The sequence below is a fragment of the Rhodomicrobium sp. R_RK_3 genome (genome assembly GCF_002198715.1).
Classification (GTDB): Bacteria; Pseudomonadota; Alphaproteobacteria; order Rhizobiales; family Rhodomicrobiaceae; genus R-RK-3.
In genome coordinates this window covers 16442-30575 of the sequence record NZ_MWLK01000006.1, presented here as the reverse complement: position 1 = coordinate 30575, position 14134 = coordinate 16442, and the positions used below count along the sequence as shown (strand labels likewise).

Genomic DNA, 14134 nt, shown 5'->3' with positions numbered 1-14134 from the left:
AACTTCTCCGCCAGGACGCAAGAGCTTTGTCGTCATAAGCAAATCATGAAATTTGCATTCGCAACCGATTAGCTGCCCAGGAACAGCGTGGCGGCGCGGATGGCGCGCTCGTCCTTCAGGATCGAGAGATGGCCCGCCTCCAGCTCCATCAGCCGGGCGCCGGGCCAGAGACGGGCAAGCTCCCGGCCTTCCGCGATAGGGCTAACGGGGTCGGCAAGGCCGTGCAGGATCAGCGCCGGCGCGGTCATCTTCGGCGCGCCGACGGCGGGGTGGATCTCGGTGAAGGGCACACCGAGCCGGCGCTCCGAACTGGCGAGCATGTGCTCCCATACGGCGTCGGATACGCCGAGGCTGCGGCGGAACAGCCCCCAGTAATCGTGGAATTGCGCGGGCGCGGCGATCAGCACCACGCGCCCCGGGGCAAGGCCGCCGAGAATGGCGCGGATCAGCCCGGCGCTGCCGAGCGAATGGGCGACGACGCCGTGCAGCGGGCCGAAGCGGTGCGCCGCGACGATGATCGCCGTGCCGAAATGCACGATCGAACTCAGCCGCCCGCCGGATGCGCCATGGGCGGGAAGGTCGATGGCGACGGCCCGATGACCCGCCGCGACGATGGGCGCGACGAATTCGGCCAGATGGCCGGCATGGCCGCCCCAGCCATGCACGAGCAGCACGGGCGGCCCGTCGCCCCAGCTATAGGCGGCGACCTTATGCCCTTCGGAGGTGAAATCATGCCGCTCCGCCCGGCTCAGGATTTCGCGCTGGGTTGGGCTGTAGCGGGGACGCGGCGGCGTGAAGAAGATCTGCCGGCCGAATTCGGCGCCCAGCTTTGGCGAAATCGCGCTCGCCGCGCGGAAGGCGAGGCGCAGAAAACCCGGGATCGGGACGGTAACAGCATGACCGCTCGTGCTTTTTATCGGGCGCGAAGGGGACAGGCTGACACGCGGTATCGCCATGGCTGGCTCCTATTCGGTCGAAGAGGGAGAGGTCGGCACCCGGCTGCGCGCGATCAGGCCATTGAAGGCTGCGCGCGCATAATCGTGGGCCTCGGGCAATCGCAGGAATTTCGACCTGTGCTGATAGGCCATTTCGATGCCGAGAAATTCGAAGACGAAAGCGCGCGGATCGAGGTCGGCGCGGAAATGGCCTTCGTCCATGGCGGCGCGGACCAGCCGCTCGAGCGTCGCCGAAAATTCGAGCTGGCCGGCGACCAGCTTGTCGCGCACCGCGCCGGGACGGTCGTCATATTCATGGCAGAGCGCCATGTAGATGCAGCCGCCGCCAGGGCGGCCATTGGCGATCCACTCGATATAGCGCTCGAAAAAGGCGCGCACGCGCGGTTCGCCGCGCGGCTCGGCCAGGGCAGGGCGGATGATGATCTCGGAGACCCGCTCCCCGATATCGTCGATGACGGCGAGCTGCAGCGCTTCCTTGGATTTGAAATGGGCGAACAGGCCGCTTTTCGACAGCCCGGCCTCGGAGGCCAGCGCGCCCAGCGACAGACCCTCCAGGCCGATATCGCCGGCCAGCAGGAAGGCTTTGTCGATGATGTCCTTGCGCGTGCGCTCGCCCTTGCCCATCCCACATTAATAGCACGACCGGTCGCTTTTAATCAAGCGGCCTCGCGGACGGCTATTTCTTGCCGATGGAGAGCTTCTGAAACCCTGCCGGCCCGAGGATCGGGCGCTGGCTCGACAGCATCCGCGTATTGACCCCCGCCCAGGCGATCTCGCCGGACATGCGGCCATATTCGATCTTCGGGCAGCGGTTCATGACCACCTTTAGCCCGGCCTCCTCGGCAAGCCGCGCCGCTTCGTCATTGCGCACGCCGAGCTGCATCCAGACCACTTTCGCGCCGATGGCGATGGCGTCCTTGGTGATCTCCAGCGCCACCTCCGAATTGCGGAAGATGTCGACGACATCGACCGGCTCGGGGATGTCGCGCAGGGTCGGATAGGCTTTCTGGCCGAGAATTTCGGCATGGCCCGGATTGACCGGGATCACGCGAAAGCCCTTGGCGAGCAGATATTTCATGGCGAAATAGCTCGGCCGCACCTGGTTCGGGCTGGCGCCGACCATGGCGAAGGTTTTGCAGTCCCGCAGAATGGAGCGGATATAGGCGTCGGAATAGCTGTCGTGGTTCATCAGGCGTCGATCCTGGGCTGGCGAAGCGCGCCCGATGCTTACAGATGGGGATCGCCGCGCGCAATCCCAGCTTTCGGCGAGGCGAGACCGTTATTTCTCATCCGGCCAGCGCGGCTGGCGCTTTTCGAGGAACGCGCCGATGCCTTCCTCGGCATCTGCGCGCAGCAGATTCTCCACCATGATGCGCGAGCCATATTCATAGGCGTCGGCGACGGGCATTTCGAGCTGGCGGTAGAACGCCTCCTTGCCGGTCCGCAGCGTCATCGGCGATTTCGAGGCAATGACATTGGCCATCTCCATCGCCACCGGCAACACCCGCTCGCGCGGCACCACGCGGTTGACGAGCCCCATCTCGGCAGCCCGCTGCGCCCCGATCATCTCGCCGAGCAGCAGCATTTCCATGGCGTGCTTGCGGCCGATATTGCGCGACAGGGCGACCATCGGCGTCGAGCAGAACAGGCCGATATTGACGCCCGGCGTGGCAAATTGCGACTCCTCGGAGGCAACCGCCAGATCGCAGCTCGCCACCAGTTGGCAGCCCGCCGCCATGGCAATGCCGTCGATGGCGGCGATGACGGGTTTGGGCGACATCATCACGAATTGCATGACGCCGGAGCAGAGCCGCATCAGCCCGTCGAAAAACGCCTGGCCGCCATCGGCGTCGGCCCGGTGCGCGGTGATCTCGCGCAGATCGTGCCCGGCGCAGAAAGCGGGCGGCGCCCCGGTCAGCACCACGGCATGCACCGATTTGGACTCGTCGATCTCGGCGAGCGCCGCGCCGAGCGCGGTCAACAGCTCGCCGGACAGGGCGTTGCGGCTCTGCGGGCGGTTGAGGGTGAGCAGCGCGACGGCACCGCGATCCTCGCGCAGGAGGCAAGGCTGGGACGGCGCGGCGTTGATTGTTTGGGCTTCGGCGCTCATGCGTTGAACCTGTGGTTGTTCCCCGCGGGCGACTCTAGCGCAAAACCCTGCTTACTTCATCACCGCATCGAGCTGGGCGACCATCGGCCGGACGGCTTCGATATTTTCGGCCGGCGGCGGCTCGGTGGCGGCGCCCGCGCCCTTGCGCAATTGCTTGATCAGCTTCTGCTTATGCTCGTCGCTGAGGAAATCGGCTTTTTCGATCTTGGCTAGCGCCTTGTCGAGTTTCTTCTGCTTCTTGTCGTCGCCGCCGCCGGTCTTCAGATGCGCATAGGCCCGGCTGACGCTCTCGGCGACGGCGAGCCATTCCTTGGCGCCGGAAAAGCCGTGCGGCTTGACGGCCTTGTCGATGCGGCCCTTGACCTTGTCGTCCGAAGCGACCTCGATCAGGCCGGCCAGCACATCCTTATTGCCGGCGACGCGGGCGGCCTTCTCGGCGCCGTCGCTGACGATCACGGCCTTCACGTCGGGATAGCTGGCGATGAACTGGCGGACGGATTTCTCGTCGAGAATTTTCGCCTTGGCCTCGGCCACACCGGAAAAGGCGCTCGCCGCGAGCATCGCTACCGCAAAGATCAGCCAGCCGGCATCGAAAATGCGCGGCGCGGCGCGTATCGTAAGTCCTCTCATACCACCCTCTTTCTGTTGGAGACGTTGTAGCACGACCCTTTTCAGTTCCCTCCATCGTTTGAACGCGTAAAAATGGTGAAATCGTGAGGTTTGCGGCAACCCGGGAGATTAAAGGCATGACCGAGCCCCTGATCGCGAGAATGACGGCAGAGGAACTCGGCAGGTTTCTGGAGGATCACTTTCCGGGAATGAACAGCCGTGAGAGCCGCTTCACCGTCGAGGCGGTGAACGGGCGCTCGGTCCGCCTGCGCATGAGCTATCATGACCGCATGCTGCGGCCGGGCGGCACCATCTCCGGCCCGGCGATGTTCGCGCTCGCCGATATTTCCATGTACGCCGCCGTGCTGGCGCTGGTCGGCCCGCGCCTGCTCGCGGTGACGACCAGCCTCAACATCAATTTCCTGCGCAAGCCCGGCCCCGCCGACATGCTCGGCGAGGCGACGATTTTGAAGCTGGGCAAGCGGCTGGCGGTCGGCGAGATCGGCCTGCGCTCGGTCGGCGAGGACGAACTGGTCGCCCACGCGACGGCGACCTATGCGATTCCGGCGGAGTGATTGCTCACCTCTGTCCAATTCCAATTGCCAGAAATGCGCGAATATGTGTGGTAATATATTACCGTTCACGCTAAGTGATTGTAATTAAACAATATACGAAAAAATCCAGCACTTGCCGTTGCACAGGCAATCGGATAGAACGTGCACAGTTTGGTGCACACGTCGCCATCCTCACCTTTCAAATTGATGCCGAGGCGCGCCCCTTCCCATCGGCGGGCGGTCGCAACCGGCGGTGGATTGGACAATGAAAACTTTTTCGGCAAAACCCTCCGATATCGAGAAGAAATGGGTGCTGATCGACGCGGAGGGTCTGGTCGTCGGCCGCCTCGCCTCGCTCATCGCCATGCGCCTTCGCGGCAAGCACAAGCCCTCCTTCACCCCGCATATGGATTGCGGCGACAATGTCATTGTCGTCAACGCCAAGCATGTGAAGTTCACCGGCAATAAGCGCACCGACAAGGTCTATCACTGGCATACGGGCTATCCGGGCGGCATCAAGACCCGCACCGCGGACAAGATTTTGGACGGCCGTTTCCCCGAGCGCGTGCTGGAGAAGGCCGTGCAGCGGATGCTGGCGGGCGGACCGCTGTCGCGCCGGCAGATGAAGAATTTGAAGGTCTATGCCGGAGCCGAGCATCCTCACGAGGCGCAGCAGCCGACCAAGCTCGACATTGCCTCGCTGAACAAAAAGAACACCGGAAGGGATGACTGATGGCCACGACCGAAATCCGATCCTTGAGCGATCTTGGCAGCGATCAGGCCGTTGCCGCACCTGAAGCCCCCGTGCATGTGCAGAAGCTCGACGAGCACGGCCGCGCCTATGCCACCGGCAAGCGCAAGAACGCCGTCGCGCGCGTCTGGGTGAAGCCCGGGCCCGGCAAGATCACGGTCAACGGCAAGGAGCACAACGTGTTCTTCGCCCGCCCCGTGCTGCAGATGATTTTGAAGCAGCCGCTGGTTCTGGTGAACCGCGCCAGCCAGTATGACGTCATCTGCACGGTGTCGGGCGGGGGCCTGTCCGGTCAGGCGGGCGCTGTGCGTCACGGCCTGTCGCGCGCGCTGACCTATTACGAGCCCGAGCTGCGCACGGCGCTGAAGAAGGCCGGGTTCCTCACCCGCGACAGCCGCGTCGTCGAGCGCAAGAAGTTCGGCAAGGCCAAGGCCCGCCGCAGCTTCCAGTTCTCGAAGCGCTAACATGGCGAGCGGGGCCGGCATCAGGATCGGGGTTTTGGGCGCGTCCGGTTACACGGGCGCCGACCTCATCCGCTTGGCCGCCTGCCACCCGAATATGGAGATCGGCGTTCTCGCCGCCTCCTCCCATGCGGGAAAGCCCCTGGCCGGGGTTTTTCCGCATTTCGCTTTTCTCAAAGCGCCCGATCTGGTCAAGGCGGAAGACGCCGACTGGTCCGGCTGCGACGCCGTCTTCTCCGGCCTGCCGCACGGCACCGCGCAGGATCTCATCAAGCACCTGCCCGGCCATGTGAAGATCATCGACATGTCGGCCGATTTCCGGCTGCGCGATGTCGATGTCTATGCGCAGTGGTATGGCCGCTCGCATGACGCGCAGGATCTCCTGGCCGAAGCCGCCTACGGGCTGACCGAGCACAATGCCGAAGCCATCGCCGCCGCGCGGCTGGTCGCCTGCCCGGGCTGCTATCCGACGGCCGCGCTGCTGAGCTTGCTGCCGCCGGTCGCCGCTGGAATGATCGACGCCGGCGATCTCATCATCGACGCCAAGTCGGGCGTCACCGGCGCGGGCCGTTCGCTGAAGCAGAACCTTCTGATGGCCGAGGCCGGCGAGGGCCTGTCGCCCTATGGCATCGGCACCCACCGTCACGCGCCCGAGATCGAGCAGGAAATCGGCAAGGTGGCGGGACGCGCGGTGGTGGTGAATTTCACCCCGCATCTGATCCCGATGAGCCGGGGCGAACTGGTGACGTGCTATGTCCGGCTGCAAGGCGGCGCCACGGCCGACGACCTCCGCGCCTCGCTGAGCGCGGCCTATGCGGAAAAGCCCTTCGTCCATGTCGCCGCCAAGGGCGTCATCCCGGCGACGCAGAATGTGCGCGGCTCCAACTATTGCCAGATCGGCGTCTTCGCCGACCGGGTTCCCGGCCGCGCCATCATCATCGGCGTCATCGACAATCTGGTGAAGGGCTCGGCCGGCCAGGCGATCCAGAATTTCAACCTGATGTTCGGCCTGCCCGAAACCGCCGGCTTGCAGCAATTGCCGCTGTTCCCCTGACGCAAACGGCCAGAGCGCCGCGTTCCTCAGCCTCTAAATCCCTCGCAGCCCAGCCCTCTCCCATGGGGAGAGGGCGGCGCGCGTTAGCGTGCCGGGTGAGGGGTTAATGCCTCTCCGTGTGGCGATGTCTTGCCTTACCGATAGGGATTACCCCCTCACCCTAACCCTCTCCCCATGGGAGAGGGAATTTGGCTGCGGATTGCTTACAGCCGTCGGTTTTCCGCCCCGACCGATGCCCCTAAAACAGCTCCCTCAGCATCTGCTGTTCCTGTTCGGCGAGCGCGCTTCGATAATTCGCGGCCATCGCCGTGATCTCCGGGATATGCCGGTCGCGGTCGCGCATGAGCTGCTCGAATTGCAGCTTTAGCGCGTCGACATCCAGCCGCTCGATATGCTGGCAGAAATCGGCAAGGCCAGCCTCGGCCAGCAGCACGTCGTTCTTCCTGGCATAGCCGATGGAGATCACCGGCTTGCCGACCATCAGCCCGCAGACGACATTGTGGAAGCGCGTCGCGACCAGCAGCTCGGTCTCGGCGATCTGGCGCATCACGTCGGTCAGCGACTCCGCCGGCTCGGCGATGACGTCGCCCGCCGCGGTGCCCGGCCGCTTCGCCAGCGCCGCGCCGACATCGAGCACCGCCTGCCGGTCGCCCTTGTCGCCGACGATCAGCCGCACGCCGTAACCGCCATCCAGCAGCCATTTGCCGAATGCCGCCATCTTGGCGATATAGGCCCGGTAAATCGCCTCGCCATCGGCCTGGGCGTGTTTCCAGCCGCTATAGCCCATCATGCCGAGCCCGATCATCGGTTTCGCCGACGCCGCATTGCGCTTCTCGGGCAGCGGCAGCCGGAAGGCCAGATCCGGCGTCACCCGGTCGCCCGGCCGGTCGAGGCCGATGCCGGCCATATAGCGCTTGGATTGCTCGTCGCGATAGGAGCGATAGTGGGCCATGCGCGCCGCCGATTTCATCAGCCAGCGGCTGAAGGGATGCACGATCGGCCCGGCGCCGATGCTGACGAAGGCGAAAGGCGTCCCCGCGAGGCGGCAGGCGAGCGTCCAGTTGAACAGAATATAGGGCATGTCCTTCCAGCGCTCGCCGAAATCGTCGAGAATGCCGGTGCCGGGCACGAGGATGACGTCGAAGCCGCGCGCGATGCGAACCGCCCGGATCAGGTCGAGCAGCCGGTTGGGCGCGCCGAGCAGCAGCTTGTTGACGCCGCGGAACAGCGGGCTGCCGGGCAGTTGCGGCCGGATCGGCACGGTCGGGATGCTGAAGCGCTCGCCGATCAGCTCGGGCGTGTGGCAGATCGACACGAGCTCCGCGCCCGGACGGTCGGCGCGCAGGAAGCCGAGGAAGCTCTCCATCGAACCGTCATTGCCGAGATTGCCGCTGCCGAACTGGCCGAAAATGCCGATCCGCGTCGAAACCGGCTTGCCGCCGCCGCCGCCGGTGCCCGCGCCCGGCCGTCCCTTCGCGCGGGAAGGCGAGGAGCGCCGGGAGGCTGGGAGAAACCGCAGATTGCGCTGACTGGACGTGCTCACACTCTTCCCTCGGCAATTGGCCCGGCTGGTCTGGCGATCAACGAATCTTCGCTCAAACTATGCAAGGCTGAATTTTCCGTATGAATCGGAAAACTGCAATCAGCCTTAACGCGGGCGACGCCCGGCAACCTGTATTCTCCCGCATGGGCCGGCGGGGCAAGTTGTGGGCTGCGCCACTGCTTTTCCTGCGCAATCATGGTCTTTTCGGCTGGTTCGCGACACCCATGCGCCGATTGTCGCGGCCGCCTTGCCTCGCATACCGCTTTGGCGGTAGATCACGGAAGATTGCGGTGAGACGTTAACAGCCTGTCAATGTCGGCGCGATAAAACAACGCAATAGAAAGCGCCATGATCTCAGTTGTTTGGGGGGCGGCGCCAGACGACAACCTGCCTCGCTTCGAAGGCTGGCGCACCGCGTCCGCGGGCGTTTCTCCGTCGCTGTGTCCGGCAAGCTTCACACCAAAGGCAGATCTGCTATTGTCACGCCAAAGGAAAGCCACGCGCGCCCCGAGCGCTCGCGTCTTGAAGGGCCGCAGCGCTCCGCTTGAGCCTGGCCCCGTGCACCGTTTCGGAGCCCTGATGGACGATTTCGTAAACAGGCCGGCGCAGCAATATTCCTCCGACCGCCAACCGGGCGAGGTGGATCTGTCGCTGAGCGACATCGTGGCCTTCCTCTGGGGCTACCGCTTCCTGATCGGCGCCTGTGTCACTGTCGGCGCGGTGCTCTCCTTCCTCTACGTGCTGACCGCGACGCCGATCTACACGGCTAAGGCGCAGGTGCTGATCGAGAGCCGGCTGCCGCAGAATTTCCGCGAGCAGGTCTCCGAAAGCATCGCCACGCTCGACACGCCGGCAGTGGAAAGCCAGATCGCCATCATCATGTCGGAGAAGATCGCCGAGAAGGTGGTGAAGAACGCCGGCTTCCTCGACGCCCAGCCCGAGCCGCCGGGCGGCGTCTCGCTCAACCCGCTAAGCTGGCTGCGCACGCTGCTCTCCGCCTTCCGTTCGGCCGAAAGCAACGACGCGGCGGCCCAGAAGAGCCGCCTGCGGGACGCCATGGAATATCTTTGGACGGGCATGGGCGTCGGCCGGCTCGGCCTGTCTCATGTGATCGAGATTTCCTACAGCGCGCCGGACCGCGATCAGGCCGCCCGCGTCGCCAACGCCATCGCCGACAGCTATATCGAGGACCAGCTCGAAACCCGCGCCGAGGCCGCCCGCCAGGGCAGCATCTGGCTGGAGAAGCGTATCGATTCCCTGCGCCAGCAGATGAACGAGGCGGCCTTGCGGGTAAAGGAATTCAAAGCTCGCCGCGACTATCGCTTCCCCAGCAGCACCAGCGCCGAGCCGGCCGGCGAGGCGGCCAACGGCGCCGCGGCAGCCGGGGCCGACGAGCCTCCCGTCACCTACAGCCTCGAGGATCTGGAATCGCAGGCGACGACCTACCGCAAGATCTATGAGAGCTACCTTCAGGCCTATACCGAAACGGTGCAGACCCAGAGCTACCCCGTCACCAATACCCGCGTCATCACCCGCGCGACCCGCCCGAATGCGCGCAGCTCGCCGCGCGGCATGAAGGTGCTGGCGATCGCGGTCGCCCTCGGCATCATGGCCGGCGTCGGCCTGGCGCTGATCCACCACAGTTTTATGCGCGCCAGGGGCCGGGTGGAAGAAAGCTAGACCGCTATCGGTCCGGTTTGAGACCGCTCACGAATACGAAACATCTTCGCGCGCAGCGCGAAGCCCCTTCGGTTTCTTGGCTAGCGCTGCGACCGCCGGAATTGGCTCGGAGACAAGCCGAAGACGTCGCGGAAGCAGCGTGAAAAATGGCTTTGGTCCGCAAAGCCGGCGGCAATGGCGATCTCCGCCAGCGGCATCTCGGTTTCCGCCAGCAGGGCCCGCGCCTTTTCCAGCCTTCGGGACATCACGTAGCGGTGCGGCGTCTCCCCGAGCGATCGCTTGAAGGCGTAGGCGAAGTGGCAGCGGGACAGGTTGGCGATCTCGGCGAGCTCGGCAAGTTCGATGCGGGCTTCCAGGTTTGCATCGATATGCTCGCAGACCCGGCGCTGGATGGACGGCGGGAGCCCTCCGCTGGCCCGTGGTGGCGTCGGCTGAAGCGCGGTGGTGACGATGGCGCCGAGCCTTGCCCGCGCGTGCTGGCTGCGGTCGGCGCTGCGCCAGGATGGGCTCGACGATTCCGGCGGCGTCAGCAGCGCGGGCCAGGCTTGCCCGCTCCCAACCGGGACCAGCTCCGTGCCGATGTCGCCGGGATCCTTCGGGCGGAGCAGCGCCGGATTTTTCTCGAACAGGGCCCACAGGCTGATGCCAGTTGTGCGCGACGCCAATTCGGAAAAGCGCTCGGCCAGCATGGCGCGGCCATGGCGGTCCGCCGCGATGATCGTCTGGCAGCGGTCCACGACGAACAGCATCGTCTGGTGCGGGGCATGGCTCGGGCTGACGGCGAGGATATATTCGCCGCGATAACGCTCCCGGAACGCGCGCTCCTCGATGGCGCGGGCGGTCGTCGCCAGGATGGCGCGGGTCAGTGCGTCGGGCTTCTCATGAGCATTACGGTCGAATGGGCGGACATCCAGCCTGCCGACCAGATTGCCGTCCGCGTCATGAAGGGGCGCCGCGGCATCCGTCAGGCTGACCTGGCGTCGCCGGAGGGCTTTGCCAAAATCGACTGGCACGACATTGGGCTCGGGCACGGCGCCGGCCGTCTCGAATGCGGGCTGGAGCGTTTCTCGGCCGCCGATGTCCTGCGCATCGCAGACGACAAGCTCGCACCCCGCCTGCCGGGCGATGTGGTACAGCCGGTAAAGTTCGTCCCGCCCCTCCGCCAGCAGGCGTCGCAACCGGTCGGGCGCGCGCTCATTGGGAAGGCCGTCGGCGTCGATAAGGGCGATGGCGGCGGTCGGATTGTTCAGCATGTCATCTCTCCGGTTCGGAGCGATCATGCCGGCGGGCGGCCGCAGCTTCGAGTTAGCGGATGCAAAAGCTTGCAGCACTCGTCTTAGCGCGATTTGCGCGCAAAACCGTTGGCCGGCAACGGCTTGTAAGCGGGCGGGCGCCCCCGCCGGGCGCCCGCTTAACACCGCTTAACATCGGCTGTCGGGGAGAGGGCCGGCTCAGGAGAGCGACCGGCGGAGAGCGGCGGCATCCCTGACATCGGGCGTCGCGGCTGCGTCTCGCAGCCTGTCGAGAATCCCGAGCAGGCCGGCGGCTTCGTCGCACCGTCCCTGGGCGGCCCATAAGCGCGCCAGGGAGGCCGAGCTGCGCAGTTCCCAGGCCAGTGCGTCGTCCCGCCGGGCCAGCTCGATGGAGCGCCGCAGCAGCGTGTCCGCCAGGGCCGGATCGGCGCCCGCCACGCGGATCGCGCGCAGCCTCAGCAATTCCGGCAGGCACCAATCCGCCTTGCCGGCGTCGGCGCGCGCGAATGCGGTGTCCGACGCAAGATCGGGATCGAGCGTGGCGATAAGGTCGGCGAGATGCGGTGTGAGCTCGGCCGCGGCGACGTGGGCGGACAGATCGCTTCCCGCGCCGTCATCACGCCGGCTCGCCAACAGAAGCTGGTAGATCGTGCCATAGTCCCGCCAGGCGCTGAGCGAGTGCTCGGCCGTATGCCGCAGCAGGAGGGCGGTCCGCTCGGCCGCCAATCCGGCCTCGCCGTTCCAGATCGCGACCGGGCAGGCGCAGAAGGCGAGCGCGAAGGCCAGTGCGATGCTTTCCCCTTCGCGCCGGGCGATCTCGACCGTCTCGCCCGCCACCCGCTCGGCAGGCCCGGCATGGCCTTGCAGCCACAGCACGCGGCCGAGGATCGCACCCATCGAAACGCGGCGGTCGATCTGGGAGCCGGACAGAAAGGACGGACGGATCATCGGCGCCTGCAGGCTGCGCTCGGCGCACTCGCGCGCGGCGCGCTGCTTGCCAAGGAAATGCAGCGCCGGCGCTTTCATCCGGTCATACATCAACGACGGGGCGGCATCCGCATCTCGCCGCGTCCGGTCCTCGAACAGGCGCGCGAAGCGCATCATTTCCGCCGGCTCGCCGACAATGTAGCTGCCCATCCAATTGGTGCTGTAGGCCATGGCGAGCATGGCGGGGTCGTCCGCCTCATCCGCAAGCTGCAGCGCGCGCCGGAAGGTGGCGGCGGATTCGGGACAGGGCCCGCGCGTATGGAACAGGACGTGGCCGAAGACGATGTTGAGTTCGAATTCCAGGTTCGGCGGCACGGCGCGCAACCGGGCGGCTGCCTGCAGCGCCTTTTCCGCGTGCTGTCGACATTCATCCGCGAAGGAGAGGTGGAACAGCAACGGGGCCGCCTTGGTGGTGAGCTCGATGCCCAGCGCGGCGTCGCCTTCGGGCGAAAACGCCCAGGCCAAAGCCACGCGCACATCGTCGACCAGCCGGCCGAAAGCGGCAAGCCATCGCGCGGTGGTCGCGGCGGGCCATTCCGCTTCGGCGCGTCTCAACAGCTCGAGACAGTGCTCGGCATGGCGCCGGCCGAGCGCTGCCGCCTCGGCGGAATGCTCGATCTTTTCGCGGGCATAAGCGCGCGTCGTCTCCAGCAGGCGGAAGAAGGTCTCCTCGCGGCTGACATCGGCGGTCAGCAGCGAGCGGGCGACGAGGTCGGAGACGGCGTCGATGATGGCGGCGGAGCTCAGGCCGCCCCAGGCTGCGAGGGCGCAGGCCGATTCCAGCGTGAACTCGCCGGCGAAGACCGCCAGCCGCTGCAGCACGGCGGCGTCGCGCTCCGAGAGCAGGTTGAAGCTCCAGTCGAGCGTGGCGCGCAGGGTCCGGTGGCGCGGCAGGGCGGTGCGGCGGCCCTTGGTCAGCAGCGCGAAACGGTCGTTGAGCGCGGCGGCCAGCTCGCCGACGGTGAGCGTATCGACGCGCGCCGCCGCCATTTCCAGCGCAAGGGGAATGCCGTCGAGGCGGCGGCAGATGTCGATGATCGCGGGCACGTCCTCGTCGCGCAGGGCGAATGTGCCGGAACAGGCGACCGCGCGCTCGGCGAACAGCTCGATGGCGGAAAAAGCCAGCGCCTCGCCTGCCGTAGAGGTCGCGGCGGCGGGGATGGTCAAGGGCTGCAGGTGCTGCACCCATTCGCCTTCGGCGCGCAGCGGCTCGCGGCTGGTGGCGAGGATGTGGACCTTCGGCGCGCCGCGCAAGATCGCCTCGGACACGTCCGCGACGGCGGAGACGACATGCTCGCAATTGTCAAACAGGATCAAAAGCGCCTTGTCGTGCAGGAAGGCGAGCAGGCTCGGCAGCGCATCGGCGACGACGGCGGCAAGGCCGAGCGTCGAAGCAAGCGCGCTCGCCACCAGCCTCGGATCGGACACGGTGGCGAGGTCGACGAAATGCACATGGCTCCATTGCGCCTGCTCCGGATGCTCCATCAGGCTCGCGGCGACGGTGACGGCGAGCGTCGTCTTGCCGATGCCGCCGGCGCCGACCACCGTCACCAGCCGCCGCCTGGCGACCTGTTCGGTGAGCGTCTGGAAGGCATGGGCGCGTCCGATGACGCGGTGCAGCGCGGCGGGCAGCGAGCGCGGGACGGGCGGGGCGGGAGCGGCAGGCGCGGCGGCGGGTTCGGCGGGCGCCTCGGCCGGCCCGCGCTGGATGGGCGCGATGAAGCCATAGCCGCGATTGGGCACGGTGACGATGTAGCGCAGGCCTCCCCGGCCGTCGCCGAGCGCCTTGCGCAGCCCGGCGACATGCACCCGCAGATTGCCGTCGACCACATAGGTGTCCGGCCATACTCTCGCGACGATCTCGTCCTTGCTGAGCAGCTCGCCGGGCCGCTCGGTCAGCAGACAGAGGATGTCAAGCGCGCGGCTGCCGAGCTGGACCGGGCTGTTTCCGGCCAGCAGCACGCGCTGCGCCGGATGCAGCACGAAGGGGCCGAAGCGCAGCGATCCGTCCATGGCGGGCTGGTCCGTCATTTGTGATGTCATGCAGGAACGATCGGCTGGCGCATTGCGTCTCACGGTCTCGGCTTGAAGGGCGCAGGCGGCAGGTTACGGAGTTGCCGCCGGTCTCGCAGTCTCAGGGTTGCGAAACCCGTCGCCATCTTGCGATAGTCATGGC

13 protein-coding genes are annotated in these 14134 nt (G+C 66.3%); 5 read left to right on the top strand and 8 right to left on the bottom strand.

All coding sequences use genetic code 11. The annotated features are described in order from the left end of the window. Nucleotides 1–68: 68 nt before the first annotated feature. From BLEFHOIH_RS02170 to BLEFHOIH_RS02150, 5 genes are all read right to left on the bottom strand, one after another. The gene (locus tag BLEFHOIH_RS02170; protein ID WP_088342866.1) at nt 69–956 is read right to left on the bottom strand and encodes an alpha/beta fold hydrolase; all 888 of its coding nucleotides are present in this window, start codon (nt 954–956) and stop codon (nt 69–71) included. Nucleotides 957–965: 9 nt separating this feature from the next. Beyond that, on the bottom strand, nt 966–1580 hold the full coding sequence (locus BLEFHOIH_RS02165; protein WP_088342865.1) for a TetR/AcrR family transcriptional regulator: 615 nt from the start codon (nt 1578–1580) through the stop codon (nt 966–968). A 52-nt stretch (nt 1581–1632) separates the two neighbouring features. After that, complete coding sequence (locus tag BLEFHOIH_RS02160) at nt 1633–2145, bottom strand: CoA-binding protein (RefSeq protein ID WP_088342864.1); 513 nt, start codon at nt 2143–2145, stop codon at nt 1633–1635. 90 nt (nt 2146–2235) lie between these two features. Continuing rightward, nucleotides 2236–3066: an enoyl-CoA hydratase gene (locus BLEFHOIH_RS02155; RefSeq protein WP_088342863.1), complete on the bottom strand. Its 831-nt coding sequence runs from the start codon at nt 3064–3066 to the stop codon at nt 2236–2238. 51 nt (nt 3067–3117) lie between these two features. Continuing rightward, nucleotides 3118–3696 carry a hypothetical protein gene (locus BLEFHOIH_RS02150; protein ID WP_088342862.1) on the bottom strand — a complete coding sequence of 193 codons (579 nt, stop codon included), beginning with the start codon at nt 3694–3696 and terminating at the stop codon, nt 3118–3120. 116 nt (nt 3697–3812) lie between these two features. On the opposite strand from BLEFHOIH_RS02150, the gene BLEFHOIH_RS02145 reads away from it, so the two are divergent. From BLEFHOIH_RS02145 to argC, 4 genes are all read left to right on the top strand, one after another. Next, nucleotides 3813–4250 carry a PaaI family thioesterase gene (locus tag BLEFHOIH_RS02145; protein WP_245296836.1) on the top strand — a complete coding sequence of 146 codons (438 nt, stop codon included), beginning with the start codon at nt 3813–3815 and terminating at the stop codon, nt 4248–4250. A gap of 244 nt (nt 4251–4494) precedes the next feature. Beyond that, nucleotides 4495–4962, top strand: a complete 468-nt coding sequence (gene rplM, locus BLEFHOIH_RS02140) for a 50S ribosomal protein L13 (protein WP_088342861.1) — start codon at nt 4495–4497, stop codon at nt 4960–4962. After that, nucleotides 4962–5444, top strand: a complete 483-nt coding sequence (gene rpsI, locus BLEFHOIH_RS02135; protein WP_088342860.1) for a 30S ribosomal protein S9 — start codon at nt 4962–4964, stop codon at nt 5442–5444. Before rplM ends, rpsI begins: the two co-directional genes overlap by 1 nt. A gap of 1 nt (nt 5445) precedes the next feature. Then, on the top strand, nt 5446–6495 hold the full coding sequence (argC, locus tag BLEFHOIH_RS02130; protein ID WP_088342859.1) for an N-acetyl-gamma-glutamyl-phosphate reductase: 1050 nt from the start codon (nt 5446–5448) through the stop codon (nt 6493–6495). Nucleotides 6496–6733: 238 nt separating this feature from the next. Here argC and BLEFHOIH_RS02125 read toward each other — a convergent pair whose 3' ends face one another. Further along, nucleotides 6734–8038, bottom strand: a complete 1305-nt coding sequence (locus BLEFHOIH_RS02125) for a polysaccharide pyruvyl transferase family protein (RefSeq protein WP_088342858.1) — start codon at nt 8036–8038, stop codon at nt 6734–6736. A gap of 579 nt (nt 8039–8617) precedes the next feature. On the opposite strand from BLEFHOIH_RS02125, the gene BLEFHOIH_RS02120 reads away from it, so the two are divergent. Further along, complete coding sequence (locus tag BLEFHOIH_RS02120; RefSeq protein WP_170936948.1) at nt 8618–9718, top strand: GumC family protein; 1101 nt, start codon at nt 8618–8620, stop codon at nt 9716–9718. Between the two features lie 80 nt (nt 9719–9798). On the opposite strand, the gene BLEFHOIH_RS02115 is transcribed toward BLEFHOIH_RS02120, so the two are convergent. Beyond that, nucleotides 9799–10971 (bottom strand): helix-turn-helix domain-containing protein, encoded by a 1173-nt coding sequence (locus tag BLEFHOIH_RS02115; protein ID WP_170936947.1) that lies wholly within the window; start codon nt 10969–10971, stop codon nt 9799–9801. A 198-nt stretch (nt 10972–11169) separates the two neighbouring features. After that, nucleotides 11170–13989, bottom strand: coding sequence for a winged helix-turn-helix domain-containing protein (locus tag BLEFHOIH_RS02110; RefSeq protein WP_170936946.1), 2820 nt, complete (start codon nt 13987–13989; stop codon nt 11170–11172). Nucleotides 13990–14134: the final 145 nt, after the last annotated feature.

Bases quoted from the DNA above. Each gene is read 5' to 3' on its own strand.
- BLEFHOIH_RS02170 (WP_088342866.1), bottom strand. From the start codon at position 956: ATGGCGATACCGCGTGTCAGCCTGTCCCCTTCGCGCCCGATAAAAAGC.
- BLEFHOIH_RS02165 (WP_088342865.1), bottom strand. From the start codon at position 1,580: ATGGGCAAGGGCGAGCGCACGCGCAAGGACATCATCGACAAAGCCTTC.
- BLEFHOIH_RS02160 (WP_088342864.1), bottom strand. From the start codon at position 2,145: ATGAACCACGACAGCTATTCCGACGCCTATATCCGCTCCATTCTGCGG.
- BLEFHOIH_RS02155 (WP_088342863.1), bottom strand. From the start codon at position 3,066: ATGAGCGCCGAAGCCCAAACAATCAACGCCGCGCCGTCCCAGCCTTGC.
- BLEFHOIH_RS02150 (WP_088342862.1), bottom strand. From the start codon at position 3,696: ATGAGAGGACTTACGATACGCGCCGCGCCGCGCATTTTCGATGCCGGC.
- BLEFHOIH_RS02145 (WP_245296836.1), top strand. From the start codon at position 3,813: ATGACCGAGCCCCTGATCGCGAGAATGACGGCAGAGGAACTCGGCAGG.
- rplM (WP_088342861.1), top strand. From the start codon at position 4,495: ATGAAAACTTTTTCGGCAAAACCCTCCGATATCGAGAAGAAATGGGTG.
- rpsI (WP_088342860.1), top strand. From the start codon at position 4,962: ATGGCCACGACCGAAATCCGATCCTTGAGCGATCTTGGCAGCGATCAG.
- argC (WP_088342859.1), top strand. From the start codon at position 5,446: ATGGCGAGCGGGGCCGGCATCAGGATCGGGGTTTTGGGCGCGTCCGGT.
- BLEFHOIH_RS02120 (WP_170936948.1), top strand. From the start codon at position 8,618: ATGGACGATTTCGTAAACAGGCCGGCGCAGCAATATTCCTCCGACCGC.
- BLEFHOIH_RS02115 (WP_170936947.1), bottom strand. From the start codon at position 10,971: ATGCTGAACAATCCGACCGCCGCCATCGCCCTTATCGACGCCGACGGC.
- BLEFHOIH_RS02110 (WP_170936946.1), bottom strand. From the start codon at position 13,989: ATGACGGACCAGCCCGCCATGGACGGATCGCTGCGCTTCGGCCCCTTC.